This window comes from Dermatophilaceae bacterium Sec6.4 (genome assembly GCA_039636865.1).
Classification (GTDB): domain Bacteria; phylum Actinomycetota; class Actinomycetes; order Actinomycetales; family Dermatophilaceae; genus Allobranchiibius.
Genome location: CP144172.1, coordinates 2,491,754 through 2,512,462 on the forward strand (window position 1 = coordinate 2,491,754; position 20,709 = coordinate 2,512,462).

General features: G+C 65.1%; 20 protein-coding genes, 1 pseudogene and 1 riboswitch. Of the genes and pseudogenes, 6 read left to right on the forward strand and 15 right to left on the reverse strand.

Translation table 11 applies throughout. From position 1 onward, the window contains the following. Window positions 1–6: 6 nt before the first annotated feature. A complete protein-coding gene (locus V3G39_11865; protein ID XAS75360.1) occupies window positions 7–1,224 on the forward strand; it encodes a pyridoxal phosphate-dependent aminotransferase in 1,218 nt (405 codons plus the stop codon). A gap of 52 nt (window positions 1,225–1,276) precedes the next feature. Here the strand turns inward: V3G39_11865 and gcvP are convergent, their stop codons facing one another. The 14 genes from gcvP to V3G39_11935 all read right to left on the reverse strand — a co-directional run bounded on the left by gcvP (window position 1,277) and on the right by V3G39_11935 (window position 15,862). Next, window positions 1,277–4,192, reverse strand: coding sequence for an aminomethyl-transferring glycine dehydrogenase (gene gcvP / locus V3G39_11870; GenBank protein XAS75361.1), 2,916 nt, complete (start codon window positions 4,190–4,192; stop codon window positions 1,277–1,279). A 90-nt stretch (window positions 4,193–4,282) separates the two neighbouring features. Further along, window positions 4,283–4,380, reverse strand: a riboswitch (glycine riboswitch). 110 nt (window positions 4,381–4,490) lie between these two features. Then, window positions 4,491–5,027 (reverse strand): MerR family transcriptional regulator, encoded by a 537-nt coding sequence (locus tag V3G39_11875; protein ID XAS78227.1) that lies wholly within the window; start codon window positions 5,025–5,027, stop codon window positions 4,491–4,493. Between the two features lie 273 nt (window positions 5,028–5,300). Then, window positions 5,301–5,831 (reverse strand): bifunctional nuclease family protein, encoded by a 531-nt coding sequence (locus V3G39_11880; GenBank protein ID XAS75362.1) that lies wholly within the window; start codon window positions 5,829–5,831, stop codon window positions 5,301–5,303. Then, the gene (locus tag V3G39_11885) at window positions 5,828–6,481 is read right to left on the reverse strand and encodes a MerR family transcriptional regulator (protein XAS75363.1); all 654 of its coding nucleotides are present in this window, start codon (window positions 6,479–6,481) and stop codon (window positions 5,828–5,830) included. Before V3G39_11885 ends, V3G39_11880 begins: the two co-directional genes overlap by 4 nt. Before the next feature lie 25 nt (window positions 6,482–6,506). Then, complete coding sequence (locus V3G39_11890) at window positions 6,507–6,941, reverse strand: FHA domain-containing protein (protein ID XAS75364.1); 435 nt, start codon at window positions 6,939–6,941, stop codon at window positions 6,507–6,509. Window positions 6,942–7,032: 91 nt separating this feature from the next. Further along, window positions 7,033–7,419 carry a glycine cleavage system protein GcvH gene (gene gcvH / locus V3G39_11895; protein ID XAS75365.1) on the reverse strand — a complete coding sequence of 129 codons (387 nt, stop codon included), beginning with the start codon at window positions 7,417–7,419 and terminating at the stop codon, window positions 7,033–7,035. Window positions 7,420–7,485: 66 nt separating this feature from the next. Continuing rightward, on the reverse strand, window positions 7,486–8,283 hold the full coding sequence (locus V3G39_11900) for a DUF881 domain-containing protein (GenBank protein ID XAS75366.1): 798 nt from the start codon (window positions 8,281–8,283) through the stop codon (window positions 7,486–7,488). Beyond that, the gene (locus V3G39_11905; GenBank protein ID XAS75367.1) at window positions 8,280–8,612 is read right to left on the reverse strand and encodes a small basic family protein; all 333 of its coding nucleotides are present in this window, start codon (window positions 8,610–8,612) and stop codon (window positions 8,280–8,282) included. The genes V3G39_11900 and V3G39_11905 overlap by 4 nt, the downstream gene beginning before the upstream one ends. Further along, a complete protein-coding gene (locus V3G39_11910; protein XAS75368.1) occupies window positions 8,609–9,481 on the reverse strand; it encodes a DUF881 domain-containing protein in 873 nt (290 codons plus the stop codon). The genes V3G39_11905 and V3G39_11910 overlap by 4 nt, the downstream gene beginning before the upstream one ends. After that, window positions 9,478–10,113, reverse strand: coding sequence for a CDP-alcohol phosphatidyltransferase family protein (locus V3G39_11915; protein XAS75369.1), 636 nt, complete (start codon window positions 10,111–10,113; stop codon window positions 9,478–9,480). Before V3G39_11915 ends, V3G39_11910 begins: the two co-directional genes overlap by 4 nt. Window positions 10,114–10,146: 33 nt before the next feature. Further along, window positions 10,147–10,989: a formate dehydrogenase accessory sulfurtransferase FdhD gene (gene fdhD, locus V3G39_11920; protein ID XAS75370.1), complete on the reverse strand. Its 843-nt coding sequence runs from the start codon at window positions 10,987–10,989 to the stop codon at window positions 10,147–10,149. Next, window positions 10,989–13,277, reverse strand: a complete 2,289-nt coding sequence (locus V3G39_11925; GenBank protein XAS75371.1) for an FdhF/YdeP family oxidoreductase — start codon at window positions 13,275–13,277, stop codon at window positions 10,989–10,991. The genes fdhD and V3G39_11925 overlap by 1 nt, the downstream gene beginning before the upstream one ends. Before the next feature lie 38 nt (window positions 13,278–13,315). Continuing rightward, entirely contained in the window at window positions 13,316–14,491 is a 1,176-nt protein-coding gene (locus V3G39_11930; GenBank protein XAS75372.1) for a nucleotide sugar dehydrogenase, read from the reverse strand. A 15-nt stretch (window positions 14,492–14,506) separates the two neighbouring features. Continuing rightward, entirely contained in the window at window positions 14,507–15,862 is a 1,356-nt protein-coding gene (locus V3G39_11935; GenBank protein XAS75373.1) for a deoxyribodipyrimidine photo-lyase, read from the reverse strand. Between the two features lie 74 nt (window positions 15,863–15,936). On the opposite strand from V3G39_11935, the gene V3G39_11940 reads away from it, so the two are divergent. The 3 genes from V3G39_11940 to V3G39_11950 all read left to right on the forward strand — a co-directional run bounded on the left by V3G39_11940 (window position 15,937) and on the right by V3G39_11950 (window position 18,306). After that, window positions 15,937–17,343, forward strand: coding sequence for a wax ester/triacylglycerol synthase family O-acyltransferase (locus V3G39_11940; protein XAS75374.1), 1,407 nt, complete (start codon window positions 15,937–15,939; stop codon window positions 17,341–17,343). Window positions 17,344–17,539: 196 nt separating this feature from the next. After that, complete coding sequence (locus V3G39_11945; protein ID XAS75375.1) at window positions 17,540–17,851, forward strand: transposase; 312 nt, start codon at window positions 17,540–17,542, stop codon at window positions 17,849–17,851. Window positions 17,852–17,898: 47 nt separating this feature from the next. Continuing rightward, window positions 17,899–18,306: an IS3 family transposase gene (locus V3G39_11950; GenBank protein ID XAS75376.1), complete on the forward strand. Its 408-nt coding sequence runs from the start codon at window positions 17,899–17,901 to the stop codon at window positions 18,304–18,306. On the opposite strand, the pseudogene V3G39_11955 reads toward V3G39_11950, so the two are convergent. Beyond that, window positions 18,250–18,507, reverse strand: a pseudogene (locus tag V3G39_11955) (IS3 family transposase). The gene V3G39_11950 and the pseudogene V3G39_11955 sit on opposite strands and share 57 nt — an antisense overlap. A 201-nt stretch (window positions 18,508–18,708) precedes the next feature. On the opposite strand from V3G39_11955, the gene V3G39_11960 reads away from it, so the two are divergent. Further along, complete coding sequence (locus V3G39_11960) at window positions 18,709–20,166, forward strand: DUF222 domain-containing protein (protein XAS75377.1); 1,458 nt, start codon at window positions 18,709–18,711, stop codon at window positions 20,164–20,166. Between the two features lie 113 nt (window positions 20,167–20,279). Next, entirely contained in the window at window positions 20,280–20,684 is a 405-nt protein-coding gene (locus tag V3G39_11965) for an SRPBCC family protein (GenBank protein XAS75378.1), read from the forward strand. Window positions 20,685–20,709: the final 25 nt, after the last annotated feature.

The following is a 20,709-nucleotide window of genomic DNA, read 5'->3' on the forward strand; positions in this document are numbered from 1 at the left end:
TGCCGCGTGCGCGAGATCAAACAGTCAGCCAAGCTGCAACATGTCCGGTACGACGTACGCGGACCGATCCTGGTCGAAGCCGAGCGCCTGGAGGCTGAGGGTCACCGCATCCTCAAGCTGAATATCGGTAATCCTGCGCCGTTCGGGTTCGAGGCGCCGGCGGCCATCGAACAGGATCTGATCCATCACCTCCCGACCAGTCAGGGATACAGCGATTCCCGCGGAATCTTTTCCGCACGCACGGCCGTCGCGAACTACTACCAGAGTAAAGGTCTGACCGAGGTCGGCGTCGGCGACATCTTCATCGGCAACGGGGTCAGCGAACTGATCTCCATGGTGCTGCAGGCGTTCGTCGACAACGGCAACGAGATTCTGATCCCCGCTCCCGACTATCCGCTGTGGACCGGCGCAGTGACTCTTGCCGGCGGTATTCCTGTGCACTACCGGTGCGATGAGGAGAACGGATGGAATCCCGATCTGTCCGATATCGAGGCCAAGATCGGCCCGAACACCCATGCGCTCGTGCTGATCAACCCCAACAATCCGACCGGCGCCGTCTACAGCGAAGACATCGTGCGTGGTCTCGTCGATATCGCCCGGCGGCACGACCTGGTTCTGATGTGCGACGAAATCTACGAGAAGATCCTGTTCGACGACGCGGTCCACCACCACGCGGCGACGTTCGCCGGTGACGACGTGCTGTGTCTGACGTTCAGCGGCCTGTCCAAGGCGTACCGCGTCTGCGGATACCGCTCCGGGTGGCTGGCGATCACCGGCCCGCGGCATCGTGCCGGGGATTTCCTCGAGGGTCTGACTCTGCTCGCGAATATGAGGATGTGCGCCAACGTCCCGGCCCAGCACGCGATTCAGACGGCACTCGGTGGATACCAGTCGGTCGGCGAACTCATTGTGCCCGGTGGCAGATTCTACGAGCAGTCCATGCTGGCCTGGCGACTGCTCAATGAGATCCCCGGCGTCAGCTGCGTCAAGCCGCAAGGCGCGTTGTACTGCTTCCCGCGCCTCGATCCGGCGGTCTACCCGATTCAGGACGACCAGGCCTTTGTAATCGACCTGCTGCGCGCGCAGAAGATCCTCGTCACTCATGGCACGGGCTTCAACTGGTTCGAACCCGACCACTTCCGGTTGGTGACGCTGCCGGACGTGGACACGCTGGCCGAGGCGATCGGCCGTATCGCGGCCTATCTGGGCACGATTCGCGTCTGACGATCGGCGTCAGACGCGAATCACCCCAGGAATATGGGGCCAGGATGCGCGCTCAGTCTTCGAACGCCTCCGGCGCCGGGCAGGAGCAAATCAGGTTGCGATCGCCGTAGGCGCCGTCAACACGCCGCACCGGGGCCCAGTACTTGCGGGTCGGATCGACGCCTGCCGGGTAGACCGCTTCGGCCCGTGTGTACGGGTGCTCCCAATCGGTGGTGAGGGACTGCGCGGTGTGCGGGGCATGCCGCAGCGCGCTGTCGGCCGCGGCGACACCACCGTCTTCGACGGCCTGAATCTCGGCCCGGATCGCGACCATCGCATCGCAGAACCGGTCGATCTCCGCCAAGCTCTCACTCTCAGTGGGCTCGACCATCAGGGTGCCGGCTACCGGAAAGGACATGGTCGGAGCGTGGAACCCGTAGTCGACCAGCCGCTTGGCGACGTCGTCGACGGTGATACCCGAGGACTTGGTAATGCCGCGCAGGTCCAGGATGCACTCGTGCGCCACCAGTCCGTGCTCGCCGGAGTACAACACCGGGTAGGAATCGCGCAGACGCGCCGCGATGTAGTTCGCGGAAAGCACTGCGGTTTTGGTTGCTTCGGTCAGTCCGTGACCGCCCATCAATCGCACGTACGCCCAGGAGATCGGCAGGATCGACGCAGACCCGTACGGTGCTCCGGACACCGGACCGACTCCGGTACTTGGGCCGGCCTCAGCGGCGAACGGGTGATTCGGCAGGTAGGGCGCCAGGTGCGCGCGGACCGCGACCGGTCCCACACCGGGGCCGCCACCACCGTGCGGGATGCAGAACGTCTTGTGCAGGTTGAGGTGGGAGACATCGCCACCGAAAGTGCCCGGCTCGGCGATACCGATCAACGCGTTGAGGTTGGCTCCATCGACATAGACCTGCCCGCCCGCCGCGTGCACCAGCGAGCACAGCTCGGTGATGGTGTCTTCGTAGACACCGTGTGTCGAGGGGTAGGTGATCATCGCTGCAGCGAGCTTGTCGCCATGCTGATCGATCTTCGCGCGCAGGTCATCCAGATCGATCTCGCCCGTGTTGGCTGTCTTCACGACGACGACCTTCAGGCCCGCCATGACGGCGCTGGCAGCATTGGTGCCGTGCGCCGAGGCGGGAATGAGGCAGATCCGACGCTCGAAATCGCCACGAGCCTCGTGGTAGGCGTGGATGGCTAACAGACCCGCGAATTCTCCCTGGGAACCTGCATTGGGCTGCAGGGACACCGAGTCGTACCCGGTGATGGTGGCCAGCCAGGATTCCAGATCGCTCACGATCGACCGGATCCCGACCGTCTGGTCGGCGGGCGCGAACGGGTGCAGGTTGGCGAACTCCGGCCAGGTGACCGCTTCCATCTCCGTGGTCGCGTTCAGCTTCATCGTGCAGGAACCAAGCGGGATCATCCCACGGTCCAGTGCGTAGTCGCGGTCGGACAAGGTGCGCAGGTAGCGCAGCATCTCGGTCTCGCTCTGGTGGGCGTGGAAGACCGGGTGGGTCAAGAAGCTGCCCTCCCGGATGACCGCCGGTGCCCAGGACGGTGCGGGGGCGTCAGCGATCCGCTGCGGAGCGGCCGCTCCGAAGGCTGCTGCCACCGATGCGAGTTCCTCATCCGTCGTGGTCTCATCGACACTCAACGAAAGCCGGTCGGCATCGATCTGCCACAGGTTGATGCCGCGCTCCAGCGCGGCAGTACGGATGAGTTCGGCGCGCTGCGGGACCTCGAGCGTCAGCGTGTCGAAGAAGTCACCCGCTGCGACCTGGACGCCGGCCTCATGAAGCGCCGCCGCCAGGGCTACTGCCTTTGCGTGCACCTCGCAGGCGATTCGTGTCAGGCCGACGGGGCCGTGCCATACGGCGTACATCGAGGCCATGACCGCGAGGAGCACCTGGGCGGTGCAGATGTTCGAGGTGGCCTTCTCCCGGCGAATGTGCTGTTCACGGGTCTGCAGGGCAAGGCGATAGGCCGGGGCGCCGTCGGCATCCACGCTGAGACCGACCAGACGGCCCGGCATCGTGCGCTCCAGCCCGGCCCGGACACTGAGGTATCCGGCGTGCGGGCCGCCGAAGCCCATCGGGACCCCGAACCGTTGCGTCGTGCCGACGGCGATATCGGCTCCCCAGGTGCCGGGCGCTGCGAGCAGGGTCAACGCCAACAGATCGGCGGCGACCGTGACCAACGCACCGAGCTCGTGAGCGGCAGTGGCCAACCGGGACCACTGCCGAATGCGCCCGGAGGCATCGGGGTACTGCACCACGACACCGAAGACGTCCCGGTCCCCAGCCGCAGCACGCAATCCGTCGGGATCTGCAACTGCGCTCAGGTCGGTGACGACGACATCGATCCCGAGCGGCTTGGCACGCGTGCGGGTCACCGCGATCGACTGCGGCATCACCTGGGCGTCGATCACCAGGACGGCGTCGGCGGTCGCCTTGCTGCTGCGCCGCATCAACGTCATGGCCTCGGCGACGGCCGTCGATTCATCGAGTAGGGACGCGCCGGCCGTAGCCAGTCCCGTCAGGTCGCAGACGACCGTCTGGAAGTTGAGCAGTGCCTCCAGGCGGCCCTGGGAGATCTCCGGCTGGTAGGGCGTGTACGCCGTGTACCAGGCGGGGTTCTCCAGAACATTGCGGCGGATGACCGCCGGTGTGTGCGTCCCGTAGTAGCCCAGCCCGATCATGCTCGTCAGCACTGTGTTCTGGGCCGCGATCTCGCGCAGCTCCCGGATCACGGCCGGCTCGGATGATGCTGCCGCCAGCTGCAACGGATGGTCCGAGCGGATCCCGCCGGGTACAGCGGCCTCCATCAGCGCGGCGACGCTGGGCTGTTCGATCGCCTTCAACATCACCGTCACGTCATCGCTGGTGGGAGCGATGTGCCGGCGAACGAAGTCCGGCGCGACCGCCTCAGGGGAGACGGCGTCTGATGCGGTGTGTTCGGTCGAACTACTCATGGCGTTGTGTTCCCTCGCGGAGGCGGACAGTGGGCTACGCCTCCCCTACTGTCGACCGCACGCAACAAGGCATGCGAACTTCAGACGTGCCTCGACCGGGCGGTCCGGGAGCCTGAGAGGTTCTGGGGAGAATTGCCCCTTCGGCGTCCTCGTGCCAGTAGGAACGAGTTCTCTCCCGCCGGTGTCGTCAGCAGGACAAGCGTACTACGCCCCACCGGCAACGGTACGCAGCCGCGACTCGTCGGCCTGCTGAAAGCTCCCGCCGATCAGGGAGTAGGCCCGCCAGTTGCGGCCCGTCTCAACCGGCGTCTCGCGCCTCGCGCCGACGCTGCAGCTCATCACCGGGGTGGGCTGCCGGACGCTCTGCGTCCGGACGTTCGCTCGGTAGCGAACTGAGGCTGCCCTCCACTTCGCGCCATACCGACCCCAGGGCAATACCGAAAACGCCCTGACCACCGCGCATCAGATCGATGATCTGATCATCGGACGTGCATTCGTAGACGCTTGCACCATCGGACATGAGAGTGATTCCGGCGAGGTCAGCTATGCCACGCGAACGCAGTACTCCCACGGCGACCCTGATCTGCTGCAGGGAGACGCCGCTGTCCAGGAGTCGTTTGACCACCTTGAGTACGAGAATGTCGCGGAAGCTGTAAAGGCGCTGGTGACCGGAACCGGACGGGTTGCGCACCGATGGTTCCAATAGACCGGTGCGGGCCCAGTAATCGAGCTGACGGTAGGTCACCCCCGCCGCGTTGCACGCAATCGGCCCTCGATAACCGACGGCCTCGTTGTCGACGCTGTCTGCAGGATGCGCAAACAATGCGCCCTGCAGCGGTGCAGGGGCGGACGTGGCCCTGTCGCGAGCCGTGGCATCGCCTGTCGTGCCCGTTACCGCCACGGTCGACCTCCATGTTGTGGGCCTGCAGCCCGCTCGGACTGCCCGCTCGGCGGACGGCCAATGTTCACTGTACGACCCGGTCCGGCTCTTCTTTCAGGAACGAAGCGGACCGCCCGTGCTCGAAAACGTAAGCGCCAAAACACGGCGGGTCAACGACTGATGCCTTGAAGCTTCGGCGTGTCGCGAGCCAATGGCCAAGACTAAACCTCAACTTGAGGGTGACTGTTCTCCGTCAGGACCCTCGGGATCTGAGTCCGCGATCTCATCCTCGCTGGCCGCTTCGAAGTCCTCCGCGGATACGTTGTCAAGGAATTCGCGGAACTTCTCGACCTCATCGTCTTCTTCGACCGGCACAGCGACACCGACTGCGTCGAAAATCTCGTCGGCCACATAGATGGATACACCGGCACGCAGTGCGATGGCGATGGCATCCGAAGATCGGGCGCTGATCGTCGTATCACCGTCCACCACCAGCTCGGCATAGAAAATATTGTTCTCCATGCGGCTGACCACCACATGCTCCAGCGTGTGACCGAGTTCGGCCAACACGTTGACCAGGAGGTCGTGGGTCAGCGGCCGGGGCGCGGTAATGCCCTGTTGCGCGTAAGCGATCGCCGTCGCCTCAGGCGCACCGATCCAGATCGGTACGTACAGCTGACCATCGCGTTCACGCAACAGAACGATCGGCTTATTGGTGGGCATCTCCACCCGCACGCCCATGACATCGACTTTCCTCATGGAGCCAACGCTACCTGCGCGCGCAGCAGAGCGAGATGCAGCTCCAGACACTCCCCCTCGACGGCGCTCTCCGCACTGCCACCCCGACCGCCACGAAGCTGTGTCACGATCGCCGCCTCCCGTTCGGCCGCGAGGCGGAAGGTGCGTAGATGTCTGGCGCCGAGCCCCCGTTGCATCAATGCAGCTGCGCTTCGCGCGATCACGAGCGCGGGCCGGTCGAAGTAGCCGTCCACCGACACGATGAGGCCGAATCCGGCAAGGTCGCGCACCTGGATCTCGCTGAGTCCGGCGCCGCGAGCCACTTCGCCCAACGTCAACCGCAAGGGCGACTCGTTCCGGGTCACCGCTTCGTCTCCCACGGGCCCGAGCGGGTCCAACGCCACCGGGGGTGGCGGTACGGGACGAGGATCGGGCCCAGTGGACGGTTCGAGACCACGGTCGTAGGCGTCCAACGCCTCTCGGATGACGCGCAACGGCCAGAACCGATCCCGTTGAGCGGTGAGTACGAACCTGAGGCGATCGACGTCTGCGTCGCTGTAGCGGCGGTAGCCGGAGGCCGAGCGCCCTGGACTGACCACCCCCTCGGTGTCCAGGAAACGGACCTTGGAAATCGTCAGGTCGGGAAAATCAGCACGTAGTAGAGCCAGCACCGATCCCACGGTGTGGCTGGAACCGTCAGGAACCGGCGGCACCGTAGAACACCAGGCGGTACTTACCGATTTGGACCTCAGTGCCGCTGACCAGTTGGGCCGAGTCGGTGATCTGACCGTTGACGTAGGTGCCATTGAGCGAACCCACGTCCTGCACGACGTACCCGTGCTCGGCTCTGCGGAAGATCGCATGGCGGCGAGAGACGGTCACGTCGTCCAGGAAGATGTCGCTGTCAGGATGCCGCCCCGAACTGACCTCGTCGGCGTCCAACAGGAACTTCGCTCCGGCACCGGGCCCACGCTGCGCAATCAGCAACGCAGTGCCGGGACGCAAGGCCTCGATAGTCGCCTGTTCGGTGCCCGAAGGGTGCGACTCCGGCTGCTGCACCACGGCCGGAAGTTCCGCGCCGACAGCGGGTATACGAGCTGTGGTGTCACCGGAGGCCGGTTGATCGGTCATTGCGTCACCCTATGCGATAGATATAAGGCCAACCGCACACCGATCGGTGCGCGGCTGGTGCTGAAGAGAAGCGTTGAAGGGGCCTGCCTGCTCAGCCGAGTGAGGCGGTGTAATCGGCAGCGTTCTTCAGAGCCGCCATAGCAGTCGGGTCGCTCAACCGGAGCTCGAACATCCAGCCCTCGCCGTACGGATCAGAATTGATGAGCTCCGGGGTGCTGTCCAGCTGGACGTTGACAGCGCTGACCTCACCGTCCAGCGGCGCATACAGATCGCTGACGGATTTGGTCGATTCGACCTCACCGCAGGAATCGCCGGTAGCGACCTGGTCGCCGACGGCCGGCAGGCTGACGTACACGACGTCACCCAACGCCTCCTGGGCGAAGGCGGTGATGCCGATCCGAACGACCTCTCCCTGCTCGCCCACCCACTCGTGGTCCTCGGTGTAGCGCAGGTCGTCGGGGTATTCCAGCTCGGACATGAGGCTCCTCGAGTGAAACGGCGTCGTGACACCCCCGGTCAGCACTCGTGGTGCTCGGGGACTCAGTCAACCGGTCGGCGTACTGTCTGGCTGAGCGTAACGAGCACTGCTTCGTGCCCGCAACGCGGAGACGGTCACTGTAGTCGCAGTCTTCACGACCGCGGTCGCGCCCAGTTGCCGGAACGTGCTCACCACGCCACCCGGTATCGCCATCGCGGTCGACATCGTCTGCGGGTCCCCGATGGCCAGAACTGTGTACGGCGCGTGGATCGCCGTACCGTCCACGACCAGCCGATTGTCCGAACTGGTTGAGAAATACGTGCTGGCCACTACTCGCACGTCGTTGATCTGGATCGCCTCGGCCCCGGCGTCGCGCAGCTCCTGCACGGTATCCAGCAACGTCGCGGCCTGCACACCTACCTTTGGATCTGCGACCAGAATGCGGATTCCCGGACCCTTCGCGCCGATCGTGCCCGCAAGAATGCCCAGTTGGGTAAGACGTTCGCGCGCCGCCTGCAGCGCTGCTGCATCCCCCTTGCTGCCCTGCAGCTGATTGCGTGTGTCGGTGAGCGTGTCCTTCTCCCTCGCCAGTCGTGCGTTCTGCCCGGTCTCGGCGTCCAACAACGCAATCAGGTTGTCCTGAGACAGGTCCTCCAAACCTGAGGATCGGGTTTGTTGCACCTGCGCTGCCATCGCGAATCCCAGACCGAGAGCGAGCACGACTGCGATGGCATTGCCCTTGGTGGCTCGCGGTCGACCGTTTCGCGCCAGGATGCGCCAGCCCGAGACCGACCCGGCCGTGGGTTCCGCACCCACTCCGGACCGGTCCGCAGACTCCGGCTGCCCGCCATCGGGGGTCGTCATGCGTGGAAGAGGTGGCGGCGTATTGCCGCCACGTTGGAGAAGATGCGCAACCCGAGCACGACGACCACCGCGGTGGAGAGTTGCGAACCAACACCCAGTTGGTCACCCATGAATACGATCAATGCAGCGACGACGACGTTCGAGAGCAACGACACCACGAAGACCTTGTCGCTGAAGATTCCGTCGAGCATTGCCCGCACGGCGCCGAAGACCGCGTCCAGCGCAGCAATGACGGCAACCGGGAGGTAGGGCTGCAGCCACAGCGGGACATCGGGGTGCAGGAACAACCCGAGCACGATGCCGACGACGAGGCCGATGGCGGGAATCACGGGGTCTCCTTCGCGTAGCGCAGTCCGGCAGGTGCCGCAGCGGGCAACGACACATCGGTCCGATCGCTCAGGGTCTTACGGATACCGAAGCTCTGGCTCAGCCCCTGCAGATAGATGCCACCCTCGCTGCGAGCGAAATCTTTACCCATTGAGGCCGGACCGATCGCGGACACCGTATACGGGGGCTGCAGTGCGGTGAAATTGACCAGGATCGCCTGCCCGGCCGACCTGATCGCACTCTGCGCCGTCAGGCGCTGCCCGTTGATGGCGATCGCTTCGGCTCCGGACTGCCACAGCCCGTTGGTGATCAACTGCAGGTCGGTCGAGCTGAGCTGACCTTGACCGCCGGCTGCTGTGTTGCCTGGATCGGCCCGCGGATCGGCTCCGGACCCTGGATCGCTACCCGGCGCATCGTCGACCTGCAGCACGATCCCCGGTCCGCGCACCGCCGTCAGACCCGTGGCAGCCGACAGGCTCAGCAGCTCCTGTGCGGTCACCGTCCCGTCGTTACGGGACAGCGCCCCGGCCTGAGCGGTGGCGATCTGGGCGCGTAGTGCAGTGATCTGGGTGGTCGATGCCAGGATGCTGCGTTGCCCCACCTCGATACGAGAGACGAGTGCGTCGCGTTGCTTCTGCTGAACGCCACTGGGCACGCGAAGGCTGAGGGCGGCGGCGATCAGTGCGAACCCGAGCAGCACCACCGTCAGGATCAACAACGGCGACCGGGTCGGGGGTACGGCAACGAGCCCCGCGGCAGCCCGCCGGTCGGCCTCCTGCTGGTAAGCGGGGTCCAACGGATTACGCATCAGCTCGGTGATCAGCGACATCGAGGCCGCAGGATCACGGCTGGCCGCCAGTGGCGGAGTCACGGAGAATGCACGGGCGCGCGCGACACCCTTGATCCGTCACGGACCATCTGGCGGATCTGGACGGCGTACATCAGGCCGGCGACCCAGTAGAGCCCGGTGCCCCACCACGCGAATCCCCAACCGATCGGCAGCGCGATCGCGCCGACGATTCCGGGTTGGTGACCGAGCAGCACCAGCGGGAATGCGTAGATGAGGTTGAAGGTCGCGGCCTTGCCGATGAAGTGAACCGGCGGGATCGGGAGCCGGTGAATTTTCAGGACCGGCCCGAGGCTCAGTACGAACAACTCACGCACGACCAGGACGGCGACCAGCCACCATGGGATGAAGTGCCGCCACGCCAGGCCGAGCAGGGTGGACAGGATGTACAACCGGTCGGCCAGCGGGTCGAGCAACTGGCCCAGGCGGGAGACCAGTCCGTAGGCGCGGGCGACCTTACCGTCCAGGTAGTCGGTGAACCCGGACACCATCAGGACGGCCAGCGCCCACAGGTCGTGCCCGGTCAGGATCAACGCCAGGAAAACCGGCACACCCACCAGGCGCGATGTCGACAGCGCATTGGGAATGGTCCAGATTCGATCGCTCACGGGCTGCGTCACATCGGCAGCAGCCTGCTTCGCGTCATCCTCCGGCACAGCAGCAGCCTAGTGCGATGCGTGCAAAGTTCCTTAACGATCGCTCCGCGCCTGGACCCGGTGCGGATGTGTGAAGCCGGTCATCCGGTCCTCACGCAGGAACGCCACGAGGGTGATCCCGAACTGTTCGGCCGCCTCGATAGCGAGGCTGGAGGGCGCCGACACGCAGGCCAGTACCGAGATACCGGCCATCGCTGCCTTCTGGACAATCTCGAAGGACGCCCGTGACGTCACCACGAGCGCCAGATCGGCCCTGTCGACATCCTGCATGACCGACCAGCCGATGACCTTGTCGACGGCGTTGTGGCGCCCGATGTCCTCGCGGATCACGACCGGTCGACCGTGTCGGTCGAACAGACCGGCGCCGTGCACACCACCGGTCTGCTCGAATACCCGCTGACCGGCCCGCAACTGCACGGCGCTCGATGCCAGGACCTCCGGCGTCCACCCGACGTCATCACTCTGGTCGTCGTCACTCTCGGCATCCGGTGCAACAGGTATGACAGCCAGCACCGCGTCGATACTGGCCTTTCCGCACAGCCCGCATCCGCCGTACATGACCAGGCTGCGCTGCGCGCTGACCGGCAACGGGCGCGCGGAGTCTCTGAGGGTGACCTCCAGCACGTTCATCGTCTCGGTGTCGACGCAGTATCGCGCGACCAGGACGTCGTCCCTGCCAGCAATGACGCCCTCGGCCAGCAGGAAGCCGTGCACCAACTCCACGTCGTTGCCGGGGGTGCGCATCGTGACGGTCAGCTGCTCGCCCCCGACCCGCACCTCGAGGGGTTCCTCCACGGCGACCGTGTCGATCCGACTACGTGCGTCGCCCGCCAGGTCGAACCGGACCGCCTTGCGACGCGTTGTGACGCGCCCCATCAGACCAACGCCTCCAATCGCACCAGGACCGTCTTGGAGGTCGGGGTGTTGCTGCGTTTGGCGGTGGAATCCAACGGGATCAGCACGTTGGTCTCGGGGAAGTAGGCGGCCACACATTGTCGCGCCGTCGGATAGGACACGATCCGAAATCCCGGCGCGCGTCGTTCCTGTACGGCGTCGGTGCCGTCGACACCACGCCACACAGAGACGATGTCGACCATCTGCTCATCGTGCAGGCCGAGATCGGCCAGATCGTCACTGTTGACGAAAACGACGCGGCGCCCGTCCTTGATACCCCGGTAGTGGTCGTCCATGCCGTAGATCGTGGTGTTGTACTGATCGTGGCTGCGTACGGTCTGCAGCAGTAGGTGACCCGGTGGGCAGTCCGGTGCCCAGAATTCATGCACGGCGAAGGTGGCTTTGCCGGACGCTGTCTCGAAGCGGCGTTCGTCCCGCGGCGGGCTCGGCAGCAGGAAACCACCCGAATGGTCCAGGCGGGTCTCGAAATCGGCGAACCCCGGCACGACGGCCTCGATGTGCGAGCGGATCACCCGGTAGTCCGAGCGCATCGCCGCCCAGTCGATGTCCGTGTTGTCGAAGGTCTTGCGGGCCAGTTCACACACGATGGCGACCTCGCTGAGCAGGGTCGGGTCCGCGGGTTCCAGCCGCCCCTGTGAGGCGTGCACCATGCTCATCGAGTCCTCGACGCTGACTCGTTGCGGACCGCTGATCTGCCGGTCGTGTTCGGTGCGTCCGAGCGTGGGCAGAATCAGCGCTTCCTGCCCGGTGACGGTGTGTGAGCCGTTGAGTTTCGTGGATACATGAACGGTCAACGCGGCACGCTGCAGCGCTGCGGCCGTGACGTCGGTGTCGGAGGTCGCCCGCACGAAATTGCCACCGAGCGCCATGAACACCTTCGCGTGCCCGTCGCGGAAGGCGCGCACGGTCTGCACGACGTCGTGTCCGTGCTCGCGGGGGGTCTTGATCGTGAAACGGGCATCGAGGGCCGCGAGGAAGGGCTCGCCCGGCTTCTCGTAGATGCCCATGGTGCGGTCACCCTGCACATTGGAGTGGCCACGCACGGGACAGACACCGGCGCCCGGCTTACCGATATTGCCCTGCAGGAGTAGCACGTTGACGACGTCCTGAATCATCGCGACCGAATGCCGGTGTTGGGTCAACCCCATTGCCCAGCACACGGTCGTTGCCCGCGACGCGGCAAATTCCTGCGCCAGCGCCTCGATCTCACGACGTTCCAGGCCGGTTGCGAGAAGCGTGGCATCCCAGTCGATGCGTCGCACGGACGCGGCATACTGCGCGAAACCGCTGGTGTCGGAGTCGATGAATGCACGATCCAGCACATCTGGCCGTTGCAGCAGCAGGTGGCCCAGTGCCTGGAAAAGCGCCTGGTCGCCACCGAGACGCACCTGCAGAAAGAGATCGGCGAGCGCTGTACCGGGGCCTACCACCCCTCGAGGGGTCTGCGGGTTGCGGAACTTGATCAGGCCCGCCTCGGGCAACGGGTTGATCGCCACAATGCGGGCCCCGCGTGATTTGGCCTTCTCCAGCGCCGACAGCATCCGGGGGTGGTTGGTGCCGGGGTTCTGACCGGCGATCACCAGCAACTGCGCGTTCTCGACATCGTCCAGCGTGACGGTGCCCTTGCCGACGCCGATCGATTCGGTCAGAGCGGTCCCGCTGGACTCGTGGCACATGTTCGAGCAGTCCGGCATGTTGTTGGTGCCGAACTGACGCACGAAGAGCTGGTAACAGAAGGCGGCCTCATTACTGGTGCGACCGGAGGTGTAGAACACCGCCTCGTTCGGATCGGACAGCGCCCGTAGGTGGCCGGCGAGTACGTCCAGCGCTGCGTCCCAGCTCAGCGGCCGGTAGTGGGTGTCCCCCGGTGCCTTGTGCATCGGGGTGGTCAGCCGACCCTGTTGACCCAACCAGTAGTCACTGCGGCCGTGCAGATCCTCGATGCTGTGCTCGCGGAAGAATGCGGGAGTCACCCGCCTGGTGGTGGCTTCCTCGGCGACTGCCTTGACGCCGTTCTCGCAGAACTCGGCAGTGTGGGTGTGGCCCGGGTCGGGCCAGGCGCATCCCGGACAATCGAAGCCGCCGGGCTGGTTCAACTGCAGCAGGGTGCGTCCCGAGCGCACCGGGCCCATCTGCTTCAACGCCATCCGCATCGATCGGACGACGGCGGGCACACCGGCCGCAGACTGGCGGGGAGCACCCACCTCGATGTTGTCGTCGCTGTCGTGAATTTTCGTTTCGCTGGCCACGCTCGAACGGTACGCCGCTATCCGGAGCGCGGTGTAGGTCAGTCCCCACCGAAGAGGTCGCGGGTATATACCTTCTCGGGCACGTCGGCGAGCTCCGAGGAGTGCCGATTGGCGACGATGACATCGGCCGTCTCGGTGAACTCGCCCAGGTCCGCCACGATGCGTGACCCGAAGAACTCCTGCTGGTCCGCCAACTCCGGCTCGTAGACAATCACCTCGACGCCTTTGGCCTTGATCCGCTTCATGATGCCTTGCACGCTGCTGGCGCGGAAGTTGTCCGACCCGGACTTCATGATCAGCCGGTGGATGCCGACGACCCCGGGGTGCCGACGCAAGATGTCGTCAGCGATGAAGTCCTTGCGCGTCGTGTTGGCGCCGACGATGGCCTCGATGAGCTTTTGTGGGACCTCGCGGTAGTTGGCGAGCAGCTGTTTGGTGTCTTTGGGCAGGCAGTACCCGCCGTAACCGAACGACGGATTGTTGTAGTGCGAGCCGATCCGTGGATCCAGGCTCACGCCGTCGATGATCTGTCGGGTGTCGATGCCGTGGGTCAGCGCGAAGGTGTCGAGTTCGTTGAAGTAGGCAACCCGCATCGCAAGGTAGGTGTTGGAGAAGAGTTTGATCGCCTCGGCCTCCTTGCTCGAGGTCAACAACAGCGGCACGTCCTCGCGCACGGCCCCCTCGCGTAGCAGGTCACCGAAGGCTTGGGCCTGCTCGGTCCGGGCGCCGACGATGATCCGCGACGGGTGCAGGTTGTCGTGCAACGCGCGACCCTCCCGCAGGAACTCCGGGGAATGCACGATGGCCTGCGTCCCGAACTGCTCACGCAACGCCTCGACGGCCCCGACCGGAATCGTCGACTTGACGATGATGTAGGCGCCGCTGTCGGCGGCGAGCACGTCACGGACGACTCCTTCGACGCTGGAGGTGTCGAAGGAGTTGGTCTGGGGGTCATAATCGGTGGGGGTGGCGACCAGCACGAAGTCGGCGGATGCGTACGCCGACGTCGGATCGGTATCGAAGGTCAGCTGCAGGTCGCGATGCGCGAGGAAATCCTCAATCTCCGGATCCCCGATCGGGCTGCGCCCCTCGCGGAGCAGCTCGATCCGGTCCCCGTCCAGATCGACGCCCAAAACCTCGTTGTGCTGGGCCAGCAGGATGGCGTTGGACAGTCCGACATATCCCATGCCCACGACGACGATGCGGCGGTTCATGGCGCACATCCTGCCTCAGCGGGCGCTCTCGTAACGACTCAATGCTTCTTTTCGCTCCACCGCATGGTCGACAATCTGCCGCGGGTAGTCGTGCTCGTAACCATCGTCGGCTCTCCACGGTTCGTGGGCGCTCTTGCCACTGAGGTGGCGTAGTTCCGGCACCCAACGCCGGACGTAGTCACCCGTGGGGTCGAATTTCTGGCCCTGCGTGATGGGGTTGAACACCCGGAAGTACGGCGAGGCATCGGTGCCCGTGCCGGCGACCCACTGCCAACCGTGGTTGTTCGACGCGATGTCCCCGTCGACCAGGTGGTCCATGAAGTGGCGCGCCCCGACCGTCCACCAGACATGCAGGTCCTTGGTCAGGAAACTGGCGGTGATCATCCGTACCCGGTTGTGCATCCACCCCGTCGCGAGCAGTTGCCGCATCCCGGCGTCGACGATCGGGTAACCGGTCTCACCGGACTTCCACGCCTGCACGTGCTCGGCGGCTTCGTCGTACCGCATCGACGCGAGCGGGTCACGCAAGTCGTGCCACGCCGACCGCGGGTTGTGCCACAACACGTCTGCATAGAACTCCCGCCAGGCGATCTCGCTGCGGTAAGTGGAAGCGCCGCCGGAGCGCTTGCGCGCAAGGTCGGCAAGAAGGGTGCGGGGGTGCAGGACACCGAGTTTGAGGTAGGGCGACAACTTCGATGTGCCGTCGACCGCTGGGTGGTCGCGCTCCTTCGCGTACTCATCGACAGCGCCGTCCAGGAAGTCGGCCCACCGGGCGAGAGCCGCCTCCTCCCCCGCCGCGAAATCCAGCGTGCCCTGGGCGGCAGTCGCCACGGAATCGGCGGCATCGTCCTGCGATCCGCCGTCGATCCAGCGGATCTTTGCGGGACGCTGCGCTGGCGCGGGCCAGCCATGATCGAGCCACGCCCGCGAGAACGGTGTGAAGACCTTGTACGGCGATCCACTGCCGTTGAGAATCACCCCGGGACCGACGGCATACGGTGTGCCGGTTTCTATCAGTCGCACATCGTCACCCAGGCAGCGACGGACGCGCTCGTCGCGATGACGCCCGTACGGTGTCGTCTCACGCGAGACGTGCACGCTGTGCACACCGTGTTCTTTGACGATCTGCGCGATGACCTCCTCGGGGTCACCTCTGCGGATGGTCAGGCGGCCCTCGCACGCCTCGTTCAACGACTGCAGGTTCGCGGCCAGCCAGCGCCTACGAGCTTCACCGGCACCGTCCCACAGTCGCGGCTCGATGATGAACAGAGGGACGACGCCGTCCGCTGCGGATTCCTGCACAGCCGCACCGAGCGCCGGATGGTCGCGTAGTCGAAGGTCACGCCGGAACCACAACACGGAATTAGCCACGCACCCATCTTGCCGTTCGCCGCAATCGCTGCAATGAGGCAGTATCTGCAACACCCCTGCGAAAGGCAGACCTGATGCCGTTTCCCCCCACCTTCGCCGACCCGACCGCCATTGCGTTCCTGACGGCTGAGAACCGCACCATGCCGATGCACGTAGGCGGTCTGCAGCTCTTTCGTAAACCCCCTGGCGCGCCGCGTGATTACGCGAGCACGGTGTACGAGCAACTCATCGACGTCGACGACGTCGCCCCGCTTTTCCTGAAACGTCCTGTTCGCTCCCTGGGTACCGGCGGTTTGTGGGCATGGGAGCCGGACAGCCAGTTCGATATCGAACACCACGTCCGACACAGCGCGCTGCCACGGCCGGGCCGCGTGCGCGAGTTGCTCGAGCTGTGCTCGCGACTGCACGGGACCCGACTGGCACGTGAGCGGCCCCTGTGGGAGGCACATGTCATCGAGGGCCTGGAAGGCGACCGGTTTGCGATCTACACCAAGTTGCACCACGCGCTGGTCGACGGGATCGCCGCAAGTCGCCTCTCGCAGAACTCGCTGAGCACGGATCCTGACGACACCCGGATTCGGCCACCGTGGGCCGCCGGCCCGAAACGGCCCCGGACCGCAGCCCAGCCGGAAACCGACACATCTGTGTCACCCGCAGCACTGCAGTCTGCGATGGCGGTACTCGCAGATGCCGCAGGCATGCCGAGCGCGCTGATCAGGACGCTACGGCGCGGGGTCCAGGGTGAAACGTCGGCCGTATCGCTGCATGCCCCCCGCACCATCTTCAACACGACCATCACCGGATCGCGTCGCTTCGCGGCGCAGAGCTGGCCGATGGAGCGGCTGTCGGCGATCGCTGCCGCTACGGGCACGACGGTGAATGACGTGGTGCTCGCGATGTGCGGTGGGGCCACTCGCGGATACCTCGAAGATCTCGGGGAGCTACCCGGCGAACCCCTCGTCGCGATGGTGCCAGTCGGTCTGAATGCCAAAGACTCCCAATCCGGTTCGTCCGCCGGTGGTAACGCGGTCGGTGCGGTGATGGCCACCCTCGCGACCGACCTGACGGACCCGGGCGATCGCCTCACCCGGATCCACGGTGCGATGGTCGACGGGAAGCAAGCACTGTCATCGATGACAGCGACCCAGATCGTGGCGATGAGCGCGGTCGGGATGGCGCCGGCGATGTTGGTGCCGTTGTTGCGAATGCAGGGCATCGTGCGTCCGCCGTTCAACCTGATCATCAGCAACGTCCCGGGGGCCCGCAAGCGTCACTACCTCGGTGGTGCGGCCATGACAGGCCATTACCCCCTGTCGATCCCGATGCAGGGCATGGCACTGAACATCACCTGCCTCAGCTATGCCGGGAGCATGGAGTTCGGGCTGACCGGCTGCCGACGCAGCGTGCCACACCTGCAGCGACTCCTCGGACACCTGGACGATGAAGTGGCCGGCCTGGAGCAGGCCGCCGGCATCGCCTGAGCACGCCGGGCAGCCACTGTTGGGCCACCCAGCAATGCGTCCGACGAGCAGGGTCGCCACGGTTTGAACACGTTGGCGGCGAGATGGCGGGGCCAGCTGGGTCGAAGGGGAACCCTGCCGAAGTTGTCCTGAGGTTGACCCCGTTTGGTGGACATCCTGTCCGTCAGGTTTTGCCCTGGCAGGGAAGGATGTACTCATGGGTGCGAAGAGGAAGAGTTACACCCCGAAGTACCGGCAGGAAGCTGCTCATCTGGTGATCGATACCGGGCGCACCGTGGTGGCGGTCGCTCGGGAGATCGGTGTCGGGGAGGCGCTGTTGGGGCGGTGGGTGGCGATCGAGCGGTCCCGGATGGATGATCCGCCTGGGGCGGTCGATGCGGATGAGCGGGCCGAGTTGGTCCGGTTACGCCGTGAGGTCGCGGAGCTGCGGATGGATCGGGAGTTCCTGAAAAAAGCAGCGGCCTTCTTCGTGGCGGAGAATTCGAACCTGAGCAGGCGTTCGCAGTGATCCACGCGCAGAAGGCCACTGCTGAACCCGGCCGTGGCGTGACCCGAATGGCAGAACTATTGGACGTCTCACGCTCGGGGTACTACGCCTGGGCTGCCCGCCGGACAGGAGGACAGCCCGGTCCGCGGGCATGCCGTCGGACGGATTTGACGGTGAAGATTCGCGTCGCTCACGACGCGTCCAACGGGGTCTATGGTTCCCCGCGGATCGTGGTCGATTTACGCGAGGGCGGTGAGGTCGTCTCGCGTAAGACTGTGGCGAAGTTGATGGCCGCGGACGGGATTCGTGGGATCAGCCCGCGCCGGTGGCGGCCAGTGACCATCATCACTGATACGTCGGTCCACGCGATCCCAGACCTGCTCGCCCGACGTTTCGACCAAGGCGTCCTGGCCCGTGATGGCTTCGGCGTGGGTATCGCACCAATACCTGTCGTAGTACTCGGTCCTCAGGGTTGACCAGAACAATTCTTGCTGGGCGTTGTCCCAACAGACGCCGGTGCGACCCACCGACAAGCGGACGTCGACTTCTTGGGCGACATCGGCCAGTTGGGTGCTGATGTACTGGCAGCCGCGATCCGCGTGGAAGATCACCTTCGCCGTGGGGCCGGTTTCTTCGCCGCGGAAGGTGACCGCCCGCCGCAGGGCGGGCGTCAGTATCTGGATCGAGCAGGTCTACAACCGTTCCCGCCGCCACAGCGCGCTCGGGCAGATCAGCCCGGTAACGTTCGAACACCAACTCATCACCGCGGTCGCCCAGGCCGCTTAAATTGATGTCCACCAAACGGGGTCAACCCCAGTCCTGCGCGTCGACCGAGCTTTCAGCGGGGGCTTGTCGGTGGTCGGTGCTTTGATCAATACATGAGTTCGACAGCAGGTGTGAAGGTCGTCGGTGACGACGCGAACAACCCTGCTACCGCGCCGGTTTCACTCCAGGACCCACTGGAGCGGGCACGCCGAATCTGTGGGCGGTTGAACGCCGCACACGCCGAACTGATCGACCTCGTCGCCGAGCTGACCACCAACGACACGTGGGCCATCGCCGGGATCCGCTCGCTCGAACACTGGCTGACCTGCTTCACCGGAGTCTCCCCCGCCACCGCCCGCGACCTGACCTGCATCGCCACCCGCCGATCCGAGCTCCCCGCACTAGGCCGCGAACTAGCCACCGGCCGACTTTCCCTCGGCCAAGCAGCCGTCATCGCCGCCCACACACCCATCGGATACGACACCGACGTCGTCGACCTCGCCGTACACGCCACCGTCCCCCAACTACGACGAGCGCTAGTCAGATACGACTTCACCGAACCCACCACCCACAACCAGACCGATACCCCACCAGTGGCGCCCGACGCCCTCTCGATCGCCGCCGCACCCGCAGAACTATCAATGCACTTCAGCAAAGACCGCTTCCACCTGACCTACTCCGCACCCGCCGACATCGGCGCTCTGGTCCAACAAGCCCTCATCGAAGCCAAAGACGCCCTCTTCCTGGCCACCCAAGGAGCCCAAGGCACCCAAGCAGCCGTAAACACACCAACTGGATCGGATGAAACGAGCCAGGGTGCTACCAGCGTCACTACCGCTACCGGGCGACAGACCCGGATGGCCGACGCGATGGAACAACTCGCCACCCGCTCCCTACAAATCGGCACCGAACACGTCACCGGGCGGGCGAGCAAGTTCCGGATCTACCTACACCTGAACACCGACGCAGCAGCCTGGACCCACAAAGCCGGCGCCCTCCCAGAACACCTACGCCGCAAATGGACCTGCGACGGGACAATCCAACCCATCTGGGAAACCCACGGAACACCCATCAACGTCGGACGCGCCCAACGCATCGTGCCAAACCACACCCGCCGCCTGATCGAAGACCGCGACCGCGGCTGCACCTACCCCGGCTGCCTGGCCATCCATCACCTGGAATGCCACCACATCGTGCACTGGGCCGACGGCGGAACAACCACCATGAACAACCTCATCAGCCTGTGCCCCCACCACCACGACCGACACCACCTGGGCGACTTCACCATCCACCCAATAACGACAAAGCCCGGACAACACAGCCAATTCCAGTTCCACACCCGCGGCGGATGGAGCATCGAACCCGTCACCGCCACACCCACACCTACCGCTGAACCCGGCAACGGCAACTGGCCAACAGACGACACCGACCCAACGGATCTGAGCGAACCACCCCGATACATCGGCCCCACCAACGAAGTACTCCACCTGGACTGGGTCCGCTTTTACCGCCGGCCACCATCTACCGACGACGAGGACAAGGGCAACAACAACGGCGTCCAGTCGTCGTAGAACTTTCGGAGCCGAGCAGTTCTGCGATCGATTTCGGCGCCCATCTTCACCTTTGGCAGCTGAGAAACTGACGTGAAGGTGACCACCGATCAGCTCGGTGAGATGGTGGGAGCATGCGTGACTTCCGACGAGGCATTGCCTCGATAGGCGCCAGCGGCCCCTGCCCGCCTGAGAAAGCATGGGAACGCTACGCCGATCCGCAGCTGTGGTCGACCTGGTCACCCCAGATCCGGCGTGTCGAAACCAACACCGAGCGACTGAGAGTAGGCACCACCGGAACGGTCCACGGGCCGGTGGGGGTGCGGGTTGACTTCGAAGTCACGGCGTTCGACGAAGAAACCATGCGCTGGGCCTGGAGCGTGCGGTGCGGGCCCATCCGGATGGACCTATGGCACGGAATCAACTCCCGGCCGACCGAGCAGGGCTGCTCCACCTGGCTCAAAGCGCGTGGCGCGTGGCCGATCCTCGCCGCGTATCTTCCGATCGCCCGGATAGCACTGCACCGGCTCGTGCATTGAACGCGGGCGGCACTCACCCCCTCTT

Excerpts from the sequence above, each read along its gene's own strand:
- gcvP (XAS75361.1), bottom strand. The coding sequence starts at position 4,192 with ATGAGTAGTTCGACCGAACACACCGCATCAGACGCCGTCTCCCCTGAG.
- V3G39_11880 (XAS75362.1), bottom strand. The coding sequence starts at position 5,831 with ATGAGGAAAGTCGATGTCATGGGCGTGCGGGTGGAGATGCCCACCAAT.
- V3G39_11890 (XAS75364.1), bottom strand. The coding sequence starts at position 6,941 with ATGACCGATCAACCGGCCTCCGGTGACACCACAGCTCGTATACCCGCT.
- gcvH (XAS75365.1), bottom strand. The coding sequence starts at position 7,419 with ATGTCCGAGCTGGAATACCCCGACGACCTGCGCTACACCGAGGACCAC.
- V3G39_11900 (XAS75366.1), bottom strand. The coding sequence starts at position 8,283 with ATGACGACCCCCGATGGCGGGCAGCCGGAGTCTGCGGACCGGTCCGGA.
- fdhD (XAS75370.1), bottom strand. The coding sequence starts at position 10,989 with ATGGGGCGCGTCACAACGCGTCGCAAGGCGGTCCGGTTCGACCTGGCG.
- V3G39_11930 (XAS75372.1), bottom strand. The coding sequence starts at position 14,491 with ATGAACCGCCGCATCGTCGTCGTGGGCATGGGATATGTCGGACTGTCC.
- V3G39_11940 (XAS75374.1), top strand. The coding sequence starts at position 15,937 with ATGCCGTTTCCCCCCACCTTCGCCGACCCGACCGCCATTGCGTTCCTG.
- V3G39_11945 (XAS75375.1), top strand. The coding sequence starts at position 17,540 with ATGGGTGCGAAGAGGAAGAGTTACACCCCGAAGTACCGGCAGGAAGCT.
- V3G39_11950 (XAS75376.1), top strand. The coding sequence starts at position 17,899 with ATGGCAGAACTATTGGACGTCTCACGCTCGGGGTACTACGCCTGGGCT.
- V3G39_11960 (XAS75377.1), top strand. The coding sequence starts at position 18,709 with ATGAGTTCGACAGCAGGTGTGAAGGTCGTCGGTGACGACGCGAACAAC.
- V3G39_11965 (XAS75378.1), top strand. The coding sequence starts at position 20,280 with ATGCGTGACTTCCGACGAGGCATTGCCTCGATAGGCGCCAGCGGCCCC.